The organism is Kitasatospora sp. NPDC047058 (assembly GCF_040643935.1).
Classification (GTDB): domain Bacteria; phylum Actinomycetota; class Actinomycetes; order Streptomycetales; family Streptomycetaceae; genus Kitasatospora.
Window position 1 is genome coordinate 1 of record NZ_JBEYVJ010000035.1, and the last position, 15,002, is coordinate 15,002.

The 15,002-nt window shown below is 73.7% G+C and carries 15 protein-coding genes, 2 tRNA genes and 1 pseudogene; 6 read left to right on the forward strand and 12 right to left on the reverse strand.

The genetic code is table 11. The annotated features are described in order from the left end of the window. Positions 1-91: pseudogene (locus tag ABZ885_RS08105) on the forward strand (adenosylhomocysteinase); the annotation flags it as partial. Between the two features lie 13 nt (positions 92-104). On the opposite strand, the gene ABZ885_RS08110 reads toward ABZ885_RS08105, so the two are convergent. From ABZ885_RS08110 to ABZ885_RS08125, 4 genes are all read right to left on the reverse strand, one after another. Next, on the reverse strand, positions 105-1,082 hold the full coding sequence (locus tag ABZ885_RS08110) for a ribose-phosphate diphosphokinase (RefSeq protein ID WP_360184792.1): 978 nt from the start codon (positions 1,080-1,082) through the stop codon (positions 105-107). A 196-nt stretch (positions 1,083-1,278) separates the two neighbouring features. Next, positions 1,279-2,736 carry a bifunctional UDP-N-acetylglucosamine diphosphorylase/glucosamine-1-phosphate N-acetyltransferase GlmU gene (glmU, locus tag ABZ885_RS08115; RefSeq protein WP_360184794.1) on the reverse strand — a complete coding sequence of 486 codons (1,458 nt, stop codon included), beginning with the start codon at positions 2,734-2,736 and terminating at the stop codon, positions 1,279-1,281. A gap of 146 nt (positions 2,737-2,882) precedes the next feature. After that, positions 2,883-2,955: transfer RNA gene (locus ABZ885_RS08120), tRNA-Gln, on the reverse strand. A 7-nt stretch (positions 2,956-2,962) separates the two neighbouring features. Continuing rightward, on the reverse strand, positions 2,963-3,652 hold the full coding sequence (locus ABZ885_RS08125) for a hypothetical protein (RefSeq protein ID WP_360184796.1): 690 nt from the start codon (positions 3,650-3,652) through the stop codon (positions 2,963-2,965). Positions 3,653-3,830: 178 nt separating this feature from the next. On the opposite strand from ABZ885_RS08125, the gene ABZ885_RS08130 reads away from it, so the two are divergent. Both ABZ885_RS08130 and ABZ885_RS08135 read left to right on the forward strand, forming a co-directional pair. Next, positions 3,831-4,802, forward strand: coding sequence for a fatty acid desaturase (locus ABZ885_RS08130; RefSeq protein WP_360184799.1), 972 nt, complete (start codon positions 3,831-3,833; stop codon positions 4,800-4,802). A gap of 26 nt (positions 4,803-4,828) precedes the next feature. Then, on the forward strand, positions 4,829-5,578 hold the full coding sequence (locus tag ABZ885_RS08135; RefSeq protein WP_360184801.1) for a TetR/AcrR family transcriptional regulator: 750 nt from the start codon (positions 4,829-4,831) through the stop codon (positions 5,576-5,578). 34 nt (positions 5,579-5,612) lie between these two features. On the opposite strand, the gene ABZ885_RS08140 is transcribed toward ABZ885_RS08135, so the two are convergent. Next, positions 5,613-6,443, reverse strand: a complete 831-nt coding sequence (locus ABZ885_RS08140) for a methyltransferase domain-containing protein (RefSeq protein WP_360184804.1) — start codon at positions 6,441-6,443, stop codon at positions 5,613-5,615. A 111-nt stretch (positions 6,444-6,554) separates the two neighbouring features. On the opposite strand from ABZ885_RS08140, the gene ABZ885_RS08145 reads away from it, so the two are divergent. After that, positions 6,555-7,052 carry a MarR family transcriptional regulator gene (locus tag ABZ885_RS08145; protein ID WP_360184807.1) on the forward strand — a complete coding sequence of 166 codons (498 nt, stop codon included), beginning with the start codon at positions 6,555-6,557 and terminating at the stop codon, positions 7,050-7,052. A gap of 70 nt (positions 7,053-7,122) precedes the next feature. On the opposite strand, the gene ABZ885_RS08150 is transcribed toward ABZ885_RS08145, so the two are convergent. From ABZ885_RS08150 to ABZ885_RS08160, 3 genes are all read right to left on the reverse strand, one after another. Then, positions 7,123-8,160 (reverse strand): response regulator transcription factor, encoded by a 1,038-nt coding sequence (locus ABZ885_RS08150; RefSeq protein ID WP_360184809.1) that lies wholly within the window; start codon positions 8,158-8,160, stop codon positions 7,123-7,125. Positions 8,161-8,348: 188 nt separating this feature from the next. After that, complete coding sequence (locus ABZ885_RS08155; RefSeq protein ID WP_360184811.1) at positions 8,349-9,935, reverse strand: DHA2 family efflux MFS transporter permease subunit; 1,587 nt, start codon at positions 9,933-9,935, stop codon at positions 8,349-8,351. Between the two features lie 22 nt (positions 9,936-9,957). Next, a complete protein-coding gene (locus ABZ885_RS08160; protein ID WP_360184814.1) occupies positions 9,958-10,539 on the reverse strand; it encodes an NAD(P)H-dependent oxidoreductase in 582 nt (193 codons plus the stop codon). 118 nt (positions 10,540-10,657) lie between these two features. Here ABZ885_RS08160 and ABZ885_RS08165 point away from each other — a divergent pair, with 118 nt between their 5' ends. Continuing rightward, a complete protein-coding gene (locus ABZ885_RS08165) occupies positions 10,658-11,314 on the forward strand; it encodes a TetR/AcrR family transcriptional regulator (protein ID WP_360184817.1) in 657 nt (218 codons plus the stop codon). A 130-nt stretch (positions 11,315-11,444) separates the two neighbouring features. On the opposite strand, the gene galE is transcribed toward ABZ885_RS08165, so the two are convergent. The 4 genes from galE to ABZ885_RS08185 form a co-directional block, all read right to left on the reverse strand. Then, entirely contained in the window at positions 11,445-12,407 is a 963-nt protein-coding gene (gene galE, locus ABZ885_RS08170) for a UDP-glucose 4-epimerase GalE (RefSeq protein WP_360184820.1), read from the reverse strand. Between the two features lie 298 nt (positions 12,408-12,705). Then, positions 12,706-13,374 (reverse strand): response regulator transcription factor, encoded by a 669-nt coding sequence (locus ABZ885_RS08175; RefSeq protein ID WP_360184822.1) that lies wholly within the window; start codon positions 13,372-13,374, stop codon positions 12,706-12,708. A 198-nt stretch (positions 13,375-13,572) separates the two neighbouring features. Then, positions 13,573-13,645 (reverse strand) — tRNA-Thr (locus tag ABZ885_RS08180). A gap of 117 nt (positions 13,646-13,762) precedes the next feature. Then, a complete protein-coding gene (locus ABZ885_RS08185) occupies positions 13,763-14,179 on the reverse strand; it encodes a helix-turn-helix domain-containing protein (RefSeq protein WP_360184825.1) in 417 nt (138 codons plus the stop codon). Positions 14,180-14,390: 211 nt separating this feature from the next. Here ABZ885_RS08185 and ABZ885_RS08190 point away from each other — a divergent pair, with 211 nt between their 5' ends. After that, complete coding sequence (locus tag ABZ885_RS08190; RefSeq protein WP_360184828.1) at positions 14,391-14,987, forward strand: flavodoxin family protein; 597 nt, start codon at positions 14,391-14,393, stop codon at positions 14,985-14,987. Positions 14,988-15,002: the final 15 nt, after the last annotated feature.

The following is a 15,002-nucleotide window of genomic DNA, read 5'->3' on the forward strand; positions in this document are numbered from 1 at the left end:
CCTGGACGCGCTGGGCGTGAAGCTGACCACGCTGACCCAGGACCAGGCCGACTACATCGGCGTCCCGGTCGAGGGCCCGTACAAGGCGGATTGCACGCCCGCGATCAGTGCACGCCCTCGAACAGGCTCGTCACCGAGCCCTCCTCGAAGACCTCGCGGATCGCGGCCGCGATCGACGGGGCGATGGACAGCGTGGTGATCTTGTCCATCTGCAGCTCGGCCGGGGTCGGCAGGGTGTTGGTGAACACGAACTCGCTGACCCGGGAGTTCTTCAGGCGGTCGGCCGCCGGGCCGGAGAGCACCCCGTGGGTGGCCGCCACCAGCACGTCCGCGGCGCCGTTCTCGAACAGCGCGTCGGCCGCGGCGCAGATCGTGCCGGCGGTGTCGATCATGTCGTCGACCAGGACGCAGACCCGGCCCTTGACGTCACCGACCACCTCGGCCGACAGGATCGTGTTCGCCTGCGTCATGTCACGGCGCTTGTGGATGATCGCCAGCGGCGCGTCCAGGCGGTCGCACCACTGGTCCGCGACCTTCACCCGGCCGGCGTCCGGCGAGACGATGGTCAGCTTCGAGCGGTCCACCCGCTCGCCGACGTAGTCGGCCAGCAGCGGCAGCGCGAACAGGTGGTCGACCGGACCCTCGAAGAAGCCCTGGATCTGCGCGGTGTGCAGGTCCACCGCCATCAGCCGGTCCGCACCCGCCTGACGCAGCAGGTCCGCGACCAGGCGGGCGGAGATCGGCTCCCGGCCCAGGTGCTTCTTGTCCTGGCGGGCGTACCCGTAGAACGGCAGGATCGCGGTGATGCTCCGGGCGGAGGCCCGCTTCAGAGCATCGATCATGATCAACTGCTCCATGATCCACTGGTTGATGGGAGCCGTGTGGCTCTGCATCACGAAGCAGTCCGCCCCGCGCGCCGACTCCAGGAAGCGGACGTAGATCTCACCGTTGGCGAAGTCCAGCGCCTTGGTCGGGACCAGGTCCGTCTCCAGCGCCTCGGCCACCTCCCTCGCCAGCTCCGGGTGGGCACGGCCGGAGAAGAGCTTCAGCTTCTTCTCACCCGACGTCGTGATCCCGCTCACTGCACCGTCTCCTCGCGTTGCTGACGCTGAACCCGCCGCACCGCAGACAGGCGCGAGCCCGCTGGCGATAGGGGTCGGGGATTGTCGGTACGCCTGGACACGGGCCTAAGCCCCATGGCGCACGTATGTCCCCAAGGTTACGCGCCCGCGCAGAAACCGTCCGCCCCGGGACCGCCCCTCGGACCACCGCCGGCCCTCACGCCTCCCCGGACTCCTCCGTCGCGGCGGCGGCCGCGGCGGCCGACGTGGTGCCGGGGCGCTTGCGCTCCACCCAGCCCGGAATGTTGCGCTGCTGCGCGCGGGCCACGCCCAGTGCGCCCGGCGGAACGTCGGTGGCGATCACCGAGCCGGCCGCGGTGTACGCGCCGTCGCCGACGGTGACCGGGGCGATGAACATGTTGTCGGAGCCGGTGCGGCAGTGGGCCCCGATGACCGTGCGGTGCTTGTTCACGCCGTCGTAGTTCACCGTGACCGAGGCCGCGCCGATGTTGGTGCCCTCGCCGATGGTCGCGTCCCCGATGTAGGAGAGGTGCGGCACCTTGGCGCCCTCGCCCAGCTCCGAGTTCTTCACCTCGACGTACGTGCCGACCTTCGCCTTGCGGGCCAGCTTCGCCCCCGGCCGCAGGTACGCGTACGGGCCGGCGGCCGCGAAGTCGCCCACCTCGGCGGAGTCCGCCGTGGTGTTGCTCACACGGGCCCCCGCGCCGATCCGGGTGTCCTTGAGCGTCGAGTTCGGGCCCACCTCGCAGCCCTCGCCCAGGTGGGTGCGGCCCTGCAGCTGCGTACCGGGCAGCACCACCGCGTCCGGCTCGAAGGTCACCTGGACGTCGATCCAGGTGGTCGCCGGGTCCACCACGGTGACACCCGCGCGCATCGCCCGCTCCAGCAGGCGGTCGTTCAGCAGCCGGCGGGCCTGCGCCAGCTGCACCCGGTCGTTGATGCCCAGGATGTCCCGGTAGTCCGCGGCCACCACGGCACCGACCCGGTGGCCGGCCGTCCGCAGGATCTCCAGGGTGTCGGTGAGGTACTCCTCGCCCTGCACGTTGTCGGTGGTGACCCGGGAGAGCGCCTCGGCCAGCAGCTTGGCGTCGAAGGCGAAGACACCGGAGTTGATCTCCGCGATCGTCCGCTGGGCGTCCGAGGCGTCCTTCTCCTCGACGATCGCCGCGACCGCGCCGTCCGCCTCGTCCCGCAGGATCCGCCCGTAGCCGAACGGGTCCGGCACCACGGCGGTCAGCACGGTGACGCCGTTGCCCTGCTCGGTGTGCGCGGCGGCGAGCGCGCCCAGCGTCCCACCGGTCAGCAGCGGCGCGTCCCCGGTGGTGACGATCACCGTGCCGTCCAGCTCCACACCGTCCGCGGCCAGCGCCTCCAGCGCCGTCCGCACGGCGTGCCCGGTGCCCTTCTGCTCCGCCTGCACCACGGCACGCGCCGCGGGGTGGTGCGCCGCCAGGTGCTCCTGCACCTTCTCCCGCATGTGCCCGATCACCACGACCAGCTGCTGCGGCATCAGCTCCTCGGCCGCCGCCACCGCATGACCGACCAGCGACCGCCCGCACACCTCGTGCAGCACCTTGGGCAGGCTGTTCGACTTCATCCTGGTCCCGCCACCGGCGGCGAGCACGACAACGGCGGCAGGAGAAATGGCGCTCACGGGTGGAGGCTCCTCAGTCGGTTCACAGGGAGGGCAGACAGACCAGAGAGCGGATCTGCACGTCTACGCCCTGGCGCCTAGAGGATAACCGGGGCAAGGAAACGGCCAGCTTGGCCTGGATCTGACGGCCCCAGCCACACGCAATGCTCCGCCGGATGGACTCGAACCATCACTGCAAGGCTCCAAAGGCCTGCGGGCTGCCAATTACCCCACGGCGGATAGTTGGTCAGACCCTACCCGAGTCCTCCCTGCGCTGTGTATCAGCTACGCCCATCCACCAGCCTTCGATGCGACGGTAGAGGTCGGCGCTCCCCAGCACAGTCACGACCAAGCAGCCGTGGTAGCCCTCGCCAGTGTTCTTCCGCGCCGTCTTCGCACTGTGGCGCTTGAGCGTCGTCCGCTGGAAGTCCTCGGGCGGCACGCCCGTCTTGTCCGACCAGTAGCGCCGGGCTGCCACCGCATCCGCCGTCTCATGGATCATCACCCGCAGCCGCCACCGGCTGCGGCAGACTCCCAGCAACGCCAGCCAGTTCAGGAAGAGTGCCACCACGTCCGGATCACTGTTCACGAACTGCACGTGCTCACGGCGGTCGTACGGCTTGTCCTTCGTCCCCTCGGCCCAGTAGAACCCCACGCCGAGCAGAAAGAGCTCCCGGTCACTCATCGGGCCGATCTCGGCTCTCGCTGCTGCCTTCGTCGCCTGCCGCTCCTCCTCTCGCCGCTTGCGCACCGGCCCCCAGCGGGTCTCGGCCGCCTTCCGCATCCGCTCCCGGCTCGGCCTCGGCGCCGGGAGGTCCCTCACCCACAGGGATATCGAGCTCTTCGACACCCCCAGCTCGGCCTGGATCTCGTCGTAGGTCCGCCCCTCGCGTCGGAGGCGGCGGGCGGCTTCGCGCTGCTCGGTCTTGGCTCGCATGCGGCGAGTCTGTGTGCGAGTGGTCCCGACACGGAGCGAATCCGCACTTCATCCATCCAGTCGGGTGAATTCACTCAAGCGCCCGCCACCGTGTATTCCCCTCGCCGCCGGGCACAACCTACGATGCCGTAGGTTACGCCAACGTAGCCTCCGCCCCCCACGCCCTCGAGGGACCCCCATGACCATCCAGGCCGGCGAGGCGCGCACCGACACCGCGCACTCCATCGACCCCGCCCCGACGCTGCTCTCCGCCACCCGCGGCGGGGAGCGGCAGGGGCTCGCCGAGCGGGTCGCGCTCGGGCTGTTCATCGCCGTGCCCTTCGCCGCCCTGGTGGCCGCCGTCCCGGTGGCCTGGGGCTGGGGACTGGGCTGGACCGACCTCGCGATCGCCACCGTCATGTACTTCCTCACCTGCCACGGCATCACGATCGGCTACCACCGCTACTTCACCCACGGCGCCTTCAAGGCCAACAAGGCCCTGCGGGTGGCGCTGGCGATCGCCGGCAGCCTGGCGATCGAGGGGCCGCTGGTGCGCTGGGTGGCCGACCACCGCAAGCACCACCGGTTCAGCGACAAGGACGGCGACCCGCACTCGCCGTGGCGCTACGGCGAGACCGTCCCGGCGCTGCTCAAGGGCCTGTGGTGGGCGCACATGGGCTGGCTCTTCGACGAGGAGCAGACCCCGCAGCTGAAGTACGCGCCGGACCTCGTGCGCGACCCGGCCATAAGGGTGGTCTCCCGGCTGTTCTGGCTCTGGACCACGCTCTCGATGCTGCTGCCGCCGCTGGTCGGCGGGCTGGTCACGCTCTCCTGGCAGGGTGCGGTCTCCGCGTTCTTCTGGGGCTCGCTGGTCCGGGTGGCGCTGCTGCACCACGTGACCTGGTCGATCAACTCGATCTGCCACGCGGTGGGCACCCGCCCGTTCCGCTCCCGGGACCGCTCGGGGAACGTCTGGTGGCTGGCGGTCCTCTCCTGCGGTGAGTCCTGGCACAACCTGCACCACGCCGACCCCACCTCGGCCCGGCACGGCGTGCTGCGCGGGCAGGTCGACTCCTCGGCCCGGCTGATCCGCTGGTTCGAGCTGGCCGGCTGGGCCCGGGACGTGCGCTGGCCGGACGCGCAGCGGATCGCCGCCCGCCGCGCCGCATGAGGGCGCGCCTGCAGCATGATGTAGGGGTGAACGGGAGCAGCGCAGACAGCACAGGCGGCCACGAGAGCACGCGGACGGACGCCGCGCCCGATGCGGCGCACGGCCGGCCGCGTGCCGCTGCCCCGGCGGGTGCCGCTGCGCCGGCGGGCCGCCGCCGGGGCGGCCGGGTGCGGATGACCGGGAAGCAGCGGCGCGAGCAGCTGCTGGAGATCGGCCGGGCGGTGTTCGCGGAGCGCGGCTACGACGGCACCTCGGTGGAGGAGATCGCCGAGCGGGCCGGGGTGTCCAAGCCGGTGGTGTACGAGCACTTCGGCGGCAAGGAGGGGCTGTACGCGGTGGTGGTGGACCGCGAGATGCAGCTGCTGCTGGACATGGTGACGGGGGCGCTGACCGGCGGGCACTCGCGGGAGCTGCTGGAGCAGGCGGCGTTCGCGCTGATGGACTACATCGACACGTCGACGGACGGTTTCAAGATCCTGGTCCGGGACTCGCCGGTGGCCCAGTCGACCGGCACCTTCGCCTCGCTGATCAGCGACATCGCGACGCAGGTGGAGGACATCCTGGGCCTGGAGTTCAAGGCGCGCGGCTTCGACGCGCGGCTGGCCCCGATGTACTCGCAGATGCTGGTCGGGATGGTCGCGCTGACCGGCCAGTGGTGGCTGGAGGTGCGCAAGCCGCAGAAGGCCGAGGTGGCCGCCCACCTGGTCAACCTGGCCTGGCACGGCCTGGAGGGGATGGAGCGGCACCCGAAGCTGGTCGGCGAGCGGAAGGCCTGAGGGCCGTCCGGCGGTCGCGGGCGGCGCGCGGGTCTCACCCCGTGTCGCCCCGCTTGACCCCGACCGCGAAGATCCGCCGGAACGGGAAGACGGTGCCGTGCGGTCCGGCCGGGTAGGCCTCGCGGAGCAGTGCGCCGTACTCGGTGAGGAAGGCGTCCCGCTCGGCGGGGTCGGTGAGCCGGGCGAGGACGGGCCGCAGGGCGGTGCCCTTGACCCACTCCAGCACCGGGTCGGGGCCGGGGAGCAGGGTGCAGTAGGTGGTCTCCCAGACGTCGGCGGTGCAGCCGGCGTCGGCGAGGGCCCGGAGGTACTCGTCCGGTTCGTGGACGCCGGCCCGGGTGGCGTCGTCCCCGAGGGCCGCCCGCCAGCGCGGGCTGCGGCGCAGGCCGGCGAGCAGGGTGTGGCTGGGCGAGCCGAAGTTCCCGGGGACCTGGAAGGCGATCGCCCCGCCCGGTGGCAGGGCGTCGGCCCAGCGCGGCAGCAGTCCGAGGTGGCCGGGCCGTGGTGGGCCGTCCGCCCCGAAGCCGATCCACTGGAGGGCCGCGTTGGAGACGATCAGGTCCGGCCGGGCCGGGGCCGGGTCGTAGTCGCGTGCGTCGGCGAGCAGGTAGTCGGCGGTGGGCTCGCCGGTGCTGCGGGCGGTGGCGAGCATCGCGGCGGAGTTGTCGATGCCGGTGATCCCGGCGGCGGGCCAGCGTTCCCGCAGGACGGCGGTGGAGTTGCCGGGGCCGCAACCGATGTCGAGCACGGTGGCGGCGGGTTCGTGCGGGACGGCGGGGACGCGCGCGAGCAGGTCGTGCAGCGGGCGGGTCCGTTCGTCGGCGAAGCGCAGGTACTGCTCGGGGTCCCAGAGGGGAGCGGTCATGGCCGGCCTCACAAGTATCTCGACATCAAGATATCTGCATGCAGCTTCCAGGTTACATTTCTCGACGTCAAGAGACTTCACATCGACACATCCCCCGATACACTGATCGCCATGGAGGACGAGGTCGACCGCCTGGTCGCAGCATGGCGCCGAGAGCGCCCCGACCTCGACGTGGAACCGCTTGAGGTGCTCAGCCGGGTCAGCCGGCTCGCGCGGCACCTCGACCGCGCCCGCCGGACGGCCTTCGCCGAGCACGGGCTGGAGCCCTGGGAGTTCGACGTGCTGACCGCGCTGCGGCGGGCCGGCTCCCCGTACCAGCTCTCCCCCGGCCAGCTGCTCACCCAGACCCTGGTCACCTCCGGCACCATGACCAACCGGATCGACCGCCTCACCGGCAAGGGCTTGGTCAAGCGCCTGCCCGACCCGGACGACCGGCGCGGCGTGCTGGTCCGGCTCACCGACGACGGCCGCGACCGCGCCGACCAGGCACTCGCCGGACTCCTCGCGCACGAGCGCGAGCTGCTCGCCCAGCTCAGCTCGGTCCAGCAGGGCGAGCTCGCCGGGCTGCTGCGACAGCTGGTCGCCCCCTTCGACAACATCCCGGGCTGACACCCGCCCGCCCTTCCACCGCACCCACCGCCCTCGGGCGGGACGGGTTGGGACGGGCCGGACGGGCGGATCAGCCGGCCCCGGGAGCCGTGGTCGTGGCGACGGACGACGGCGCGGCGGGCGCGGGCGGCTCGGACGGGCTGATGCCCGCCCGGCGCGCGACCGCGACGGCGGCCAGGGTGGAGTGCACGCCGAGCTTGCCGAGGACGTTCTGCATATGGGTGCGCACGGTGTGCGGGGAGAGGTAGAGCCGCTCGGCGACGGCCTGCCGGCCGAGGCCGGCGACCATGCAGCGCAGGATCTGCTTCTCCCGGGGGGTGAGCGTGTCGACCAGCCGCTCGCTCTCGGTGCGGTCCCGGCGGGCGGTGGTGAGCTCCCGGATCACGCCGGTGAGCAGGGCGGGCGGCAGGTGTGTCTCGTCCCGCAGCACACCGCGGACCACCGCCAGCAGACGGGACAGCGAACTCTCCTTGGCCACCCAGCCGGTGGCGCCGGCGTGCAGGGCGCGGGCGGCGCGGTGCGGGTCGTCGGCGGTGGCCAGGACGATCGCGCGCAGCGCGGGGTGGTTGCGGCGGGCCCGGGCGAGCAGGGTGATGCCGTCGGGGACCGGGGCGGCGGCGGGCTGCGGCACGGCCGGGTGGTACGACCGGGCGGCGGGCGGGCCGGCGGCGGGCGGCGCGGCGGCGGGTGGTGAGGCGGCCGGACCCTGCTGCGGGGCGGTGCCCGCGGCGGCGGGCGGGCCGGCGGCGACGGCGGGCCGGCGGGGTGCGGGCACGGCGGCCGGAGGACGGCGCCGGACGGCGTCGGGCGGATCGGCGCCCGGCTGGCCCTGAGGACCCGGCTGGCCCGGCTGGCCCTGCTGGCCCTGAGGCCCCGGCTGGCCCTGCTGACGGGTGGCGGCGGTGCCGGGATCGGTGCCGAGGTCGGCGTCGATCAGGACCACGTCGAAGGCCCGCCCCTCCAGGGCGGCGCGCTCCAGCGCCCGCTCGGCGGCGGCGGCGCTGCCGGCCGCACCGACCTCCACGTCGGGCTCGGCGGCGAGCGCCGCGGCCAGCGCCTCGGCAAAGATCCGGTGATCGTCGACCACCAGGACGCGGATCCGCCCCATCGTCACTCCCCCCTGCCCGGACCAGGCCGGCGCGCGGGGTGACGCCCCCCGTTCCACCGCCGTGACCTGGGCACTCCTCCGCCGCCCACCCCCCGTTTCCCGGGAGGCCCGAAGGTGCCGACCCCCACCGGTACCGAATTCAGCGTACGGGGTGGGGGGCGGCGACGTGGGGGTTTGGTGAAGTTTCGTCAGGAGGTGCGAACCCCGCGTGACCTGGCGCTCCCTGCGGCCCCGGTGCTCCCCACGGCCCCGGCGCCCCCGGTGCTCCCCGCGGTCCCGCGGCCCGCACTCCGGCGGGACAGCAGCAGCGCGGGCAGCAGGGCGAGGGCGAGCAGGGCGACGGCCCAGCCGTAGGTGTCCCGGAAGGCCTCCGCCAGGGCCGGGGCGAGCGCGGCCCGGGCGCCGTCGTCCAGGGCGTGTACGGCGGCCAGGCCGCCGCCGGCCGTCGCGCCGTCGCCCGCCGCCGGCAGCCGGTCGGCCATCGCTCCGGCGAGCAGGACGGACATCAGGGCGGTGCCGACCGAGCCGGCGACCTGCTGGACGATGGTGACCAGGGTGGTCGCGGCCGGGACCTCGGCGGGGGCGACGCTGCGGGTGGCGGCCGCCATGGCCGGCATCAGCGTCATGCCGACGCCCGTGCCCATCACCACCAGCGCGGCGATCAGGTGCCAGTACGGGGTGCCGGCCGCGACCTGGACGGTGAAGCCCAGGAAGCCGGCGGTCGCCACCGCGGCGCCGGTCAGCACGATCCGGCCGGGGGCGAAGCGGTCGGCCAGCCGGCCCGCGCACTGCATGGTGAGGCCGGTCGCGAGGGCCTGCGGGATGCCGAGCAGGCCGACGTCGGTGGCGCTCTGGCCGCGCACCAGCTGGTAGTAGAGCGGGAGCAGCAGCATCGAGCCGAAGTAGCCGCAGCCGAACAGGGCGATGGTGGCGGCGGGGCCGGCGAAGGCGCGCCGGGCGAGCAGCCGCAGGTCGAGCAGCGGTTCGGCGGCGGTCAGCGCCCGGACGGCGAACCCGGCGACCAGGGCCGCGCCGCCCAGGGCGGGCAGCAGGCTGCCGGCGGCGCCGGGGTTCCCGTGCTCGGTGCCCAGCCCGTAGATCAGGGCGGCCAGGCCCGGGGAGAGCATCAGCAGGCCGAGCAGGTCCAGCCGGTGCCGGGCGGTGCCGGCGCCGTCGCGGGGCAGCAGCCGGGCGGCGAGGGCGAGCGCGACCAGGCCGATCGGCAGGTTGACCAGGAAGACCCAGCGCCAGGAGGCCTCGTCCACCAGCCAGCCGCCGATCACCGGCCCGGCCAGCGGGCCGATCAGGACGGGGATGCCGAGCACGCTCATGGTGCGGCCGGTCCGGGCCGGGTCGGAGGCGCGGACCAGCACGGTCATCCCGACCGGCATCACCATGCCGCCGCCGAGGCCCTGCACGGCCCGGAACGCGATCAGCGAGGGGGCGTCCCAGGCGGCGCCGGCCAGGGCCGAGCCGAGCACGAACAGGGCGAGCGCGGTCAGGTAGAGCCGGCGGGTGCCGAACCGGCCGATCGCCCACGCGGTGACCGGCGTGACGGTGGCGAGCGCGAGGGTGTAGCCGGTGGTGACCCACTGGAGGGTGGCGAGCGGGGCGGCGAAGTCCGCGGCGAGGCGGTTGAGGGCGACGTTGACGATCGTGGTGTCGAGGACGGTCATCAGCGAGCCGAGGACCACGACGGCGGCGACGGCGGCGGTGCGCGGGCCGGGCGCGGTGGCCGGCTCCCGTGCGGTGGCGGGCCCGGTGGCGGTGGTCATCGTCGTTCCCCCCGCCCGCGGTTCAGACGCCGTACGGGCGGGCGGTGCGGGCGTCCCGGAGCGCGTGCGCCCACCAGGTGAGCTGGTCGAGCATGCCCTTCGCGGCGCCGTTCGGGACGGTCGGGTCGACCGGCTCGCCGTCGCCGCCGAACGCCGCCCAGGCGCTGTGGAAGCTGACGGAGTCCCGGACGGTGACGGCGTGCAGCTCGGCGAAGACCAGCCGCAGCTGCTCGACCGCGCGCAGCCCGCCGCCGAGGCCGCCGTACGAGACGAAGCCGACCGGCTTGGCCCGCCACTCGGCGCCGTGCAGGTCGATGGCGTTCTTGAGGGCGGCCGGGAAGCTGTGGTTGTACTCCGGGGTGATCACCACGAAGGCGTCGGCGGCGGCCAGCCGGGGCGAGAGCGCGGCGTGCCGCTCGGCCTGCTCGGCCGTGGGCTGCTCGCCCACGTGGGCCAGCGGGTACTCGGCCAGGTCGACGACGTCGAGGTCGAGGTCCGCGCGCTGTCCGGCGGTGCGGACGAACCAGTCGGCGACGGTGGGCGCGAAGCGGCCCTGCCGGGTGCTGCCGATGATGACGGCGAGGCGGAAGGGGGTCTCGGACATGGCGGTCTCCAGGGATGCGTTGCTGTGGCCACCGCCCGTCCGGACGGCACGTCAGGTAAAGTACAACGTGTATGGCAATCAGTACAACGGTCACTGCAAATTTCTGGAGGGAGCCTCAATGACCAGCCGGCAGGAAACACCGGACCGGCCCCGCCGGGGCCTGACCGAGAAGCGCCAGGCCATCACCCGGGCCGCCCGCACGGTCTTCGGCCGGGACGGCTACACCCGCGCCAGCATCGACGCCATCGCCGCGGAGGCCGGGGTGTCCACCCGCACCATCTACAACCACTTCGCGGGCAAGGAACTGCTCTTCCAGACCGTCCTCCAGGAGAGCGCCGCGCAGGTCGGCGACGCCCAGCTGGACATCATCGAGCGCCGGCTCGGGAAGGTCACCGACCTGGAGGAGGACCTCACGGCGTTCGCGCACGCCTGGGCCAGCCCGCTGGCCGAGTTCGCGGACCACTTCGGCCTGGTCCGCCAGATCAACGCCGAGGCCCGGCACCTGCCGAAGGCCGCCCTGGACGCCTGGCAGGAGGCCGGACCGCGCCGGGTGCTCGCCGCGCTCGGGCGGCGGTTCGGCGAACTGGCGGAGGAAGGGTGGCTGACGGCGCCCGACCCGGGACGGGCGGCCACCCACTTCGTGCTGCTGACCGCGACGGAGATCACCCAGCGTTCGTACTGGGGTGCGTACCCGCTCGGCCCGGACGAGACCGAGGAGATCGTCGTCGCCGGTGTCCGGGCCTTCCTGCGCGCCTACGCGGCCCCTGGCCCGTGACCACACGGCCCCTGGCCGGTGACCTCGCGCCGTCGCGGCGTCGGACCGTCGCGCCGTCGCTTGCCGCGAACGCGGAAGCGCCGCCCCCGGCCCTGCCGGGCGGGGGCGGCGCTCCGCGGGACGTCCGGTCCTACAGGCCGTTCTTCTCCAGGGTGAACTTCCAGGCGTCGGCCACGATGTCGTCCAGGTTCGGACGGCGCGGCGTCCAGCCCAGCGCCTGGTGGGCGCGCTCGGCGGAGGCCACCAGCACGGCCGGGTCGCCCGCACGGCGGCCCTCGGTCTGCACCGGGATCTCCCGGCCGGTGACGCGCTTCACCGACTCGATCACCTCGCGCACCGAGAAGCCGCTGCCGTTGCCCAGGTTGCAGATCAGGTGCTCACCCGGCTTGGCCGCGTCCAGCGCCAGCAGGTGCGCGTCGGCCAGGTCCGCCACGTGGATGTAGTCGCGGATGCAGGTGCCGTCCGGCGTCGGGTAGTCGTCGCCGTACACCGCGATGTGCGGGCGCTGCCCGAGGGCCGCCTGGAAGACCAGCGGGATCAGGTGCGACTCGGGGTCGTGCCGCTCGCCGTACGCGCCGTACGCGCCGGCCACGTTGAAGTAGCGCAGCGACACCGCGGCCAGGCCGTGGGCGACGGCCTCGCTGGTGATCAGGTGGTCGACGGCCAGCTTGGTGGCGCCGTAGGTGTTGGTCGGCGCGGTGCGGGCGGTCTCGGCGATCGGCACGACCTCCGGCTCGCCGTAGGTGGCGGCGGTGGAGGAGAAGACCAGCTTGCGCACGCCCGCCGTGCGCATCGCGCTGATCAGCTCCAGCGAGCCGGCCACGTTGTTGCGCCAGTACTTCTCCGGGTCCACGACCGACTCGCCGACCTGCGAGGAGGCGGCGAAGTGCAGCACCCCGTCGAACGAGCCGTCCAGGACCTTGCCGGCCTCCTGGATCCGCCCCTCGACGAACTCGGCGCCGGCCGGCACGCCCTCGCGGAACCCGGTGGAGAGGTCGTCCAGGACGGTCACCTGGTGTCCCGCCTCCAGCAGGTGGGCGGCAACCACGCTGCCGACGTAGCCGGCACCACCCGTGACCAGGTACTTACTCATGATGCGACCTCCAGCGGACGATGGCCCGCCGCGTCGGCGGTCCATCGGTGACGTACGTAGGACTGGCGCCCATTCTCCCTGGCCGCCGGGGTGCTCCGGACCGTCGCCCCCGGCCGGGCCCGGTGGTCCGCGCCGTTCTCCCCGCCGTCGCGCCCCGTTCTCCCCGCCGCCGCACCCGGGCCGCCCGGCCGACGCGTGCCGGCGGCCTGCGGGGTGCGCGCCGGGTGCCCGCGGGTGCGCCCGGGATGCCCGCCCCGGCCGCTCGCGGGGGGCGCGTGGCCGGCCGCGACGGCGGTGCTCAGTCGCGGGCCACCCGGTCGAGCAGCCCGGTCCGGGCCGCCACCGCCGCCGCCTCCAGCCGGGTGCGCGCGCCGAGCTTCATCAGCACCCGCTGGACGTGCGTCCGGGCCGTACTGGCCGCGATCCGCATCCCCGCCGCGATCGCCGCGGTGTCCTCGCCGTCCGCGATCCGGGCCAGCACCTGGACCTCACGTCGGGTCAGCAGCCGCAGCAGCCGCACCGCCTCGTCGTCCGACTCGGCCGCCGGGCGCAGCAGTTGGTCGAAGGCGCCGCGCAGGATGTCCACCGTGACCGCCGCCTCCCCCGCCCGGGCCCGCGCGATGGCCCGTTCGACCACCTCGATCCGCTCGTCGCTGGGTACGTAACCCGCCGCCCCGGCCGCGAACGCGCCCGCCACGCCGCGTAGTTCACCCACCGGTCCGAGCACGATGACGGCCACCTCGGGCCGCTCCCGGCGGATCCGGCGCAGTCCGTCGAACGCGCCCGCCTCGCCCGGCCCGGCGACGCCGAGCAGGCACACCTCCGGCCGGCGCCCGGCCACCAGGTCGGCGGCGGAGCTCGCCGGCGAGCCGACGGCGAGCACCCGGTGGCCACGCAGTTGCAGCGCGGTGGCCAGCGCCTCGGCCAGCAGCCGGTGGTCGTCGACGACCACGAGTCGAACGCCCATGACGCCCTCCCGGTCGGGGTCCGGCCCGCGCCCGCACCCGGTGGGGCGGACGGCCGATGACCCACCATCACAGCGCATTCCGTACCCGACCCGCTAGGCCGCCTCCCCCACACCGGGGCCGGGGCCGGTTCGGGCGCAACGCAAGGGCCCGGGCACATGCAAAGGACCCCCGCCCACTGGGCGGGGGTCCTTCAGCTGAGCCCCCATGCGGAATCGAACCGCAGACCTTCTCCTTACCATGGAGACGCTCTACCGACTGAGCTATAGGGGCCTGTTCCCTGCTGTTCTCACGTGCTCACTGGCTCGCTCGAACAAGGAAGACATTACACGGCCGGGGACCGGAAAGTGAAATCGATCCCCGGCCCTCCGCGGGAGCCGCCCCCGCTGCTCAGCCGTCGGCGTGCGCCCGGTCGAACTCCTCGCGCGCCGCCAGCATCTGCCCGGTGCGCTCCTCCGTCCAGCGCCCGACGGGCGAGACCAGAGCGGCCAGCTCCCGGCCGAGCGGCAGCAGGTCGTAGACCACCCGCGGCGGCGTCTCGGGGTGCACGGTCCGCCGCACCAGCCCGTTCCGCTCCAGGGAGCGCAGCGACTGGGTGAGCATCTTCCGGCTGACCCCGTCGACCCCGCGCTGCAGCTCGGAGAACCGCTGCGGCCCGAACTCGTCGAGGCCCATCAGGATCAGCATCGACCACTTGTCCACCAGCTCGGCGAACACGGCCCGGCTCGGACAGAGCTGGGCGAAGACATCAAGCTCCTGGGCCTGCGCGGCCCCGGCCCCGGCGCGGGCCTGCTCCTGCGTCGTCATTCCTCCAGGGTAACCGGAGGTCTCCAATCCATCCTTGGTATCTATTGGAGACCTGGTCTATATTGGAGACCGTTGGCCCGGGGCGGCCCTCGCCGGCCCCGCCCTGCACCGGGTGCCCTCCCGCGCCCGCTCCGCCTCCATCCGCCTGCGTTTGCCCCCACGACGCCCCAGCGGCGCCGTCACCCACGCCTTCACCGAGGAGCACCCCGCCATGACCGCGATCCGCCCGACCGTCGCCATCGCCTACCACTCCGGCTACGGCCACACCGCCGTCATCGCCGAGGCCGTCGCCCGCGGCGTCGCCGCCGCCGGAGCCGAGGCCGTCTCCATCGCCGTCGACACCATCACCGACGAGCAGTGGGACCGGCTGGACACCGCGGACGCGATCGTCTTCGGCTCGCCCACCTACATGGGCACCGCCTCCGGCGCCTTCCACACCTTCGCCGAGGCCAGCAGCAAGCGCTGGTTCGGCAACGCCTGGCTGGACAAGGTCGCCGCCGGCTTCACCAACTCCGCCTCCAAGAGCGGCGACAAGTCCGGCACCCTCGGCTTCTTCCAGACCCTCGCCGCCCAGCACGGCATGCACTGGGTCAACCTGGGCCTCAAGCCCGGCTGGAACTCCTCCGCCGGCACCGAGGACGACCTCAACCGCCTCGGCTTCTTCGCCGGTGCCGCCGCCTCCACCCCCGCCGACGGCGGCACCGACACGGTGCACAAGGCCGACATCGCCACCGCCGAGCACCTCGGCGAGCGGGTCGCCAAGCACACCGCCACCCTGCTGGCCGGCCGCGCCGCCCAGGCCGCCTGACACTCCCCCGGCTCT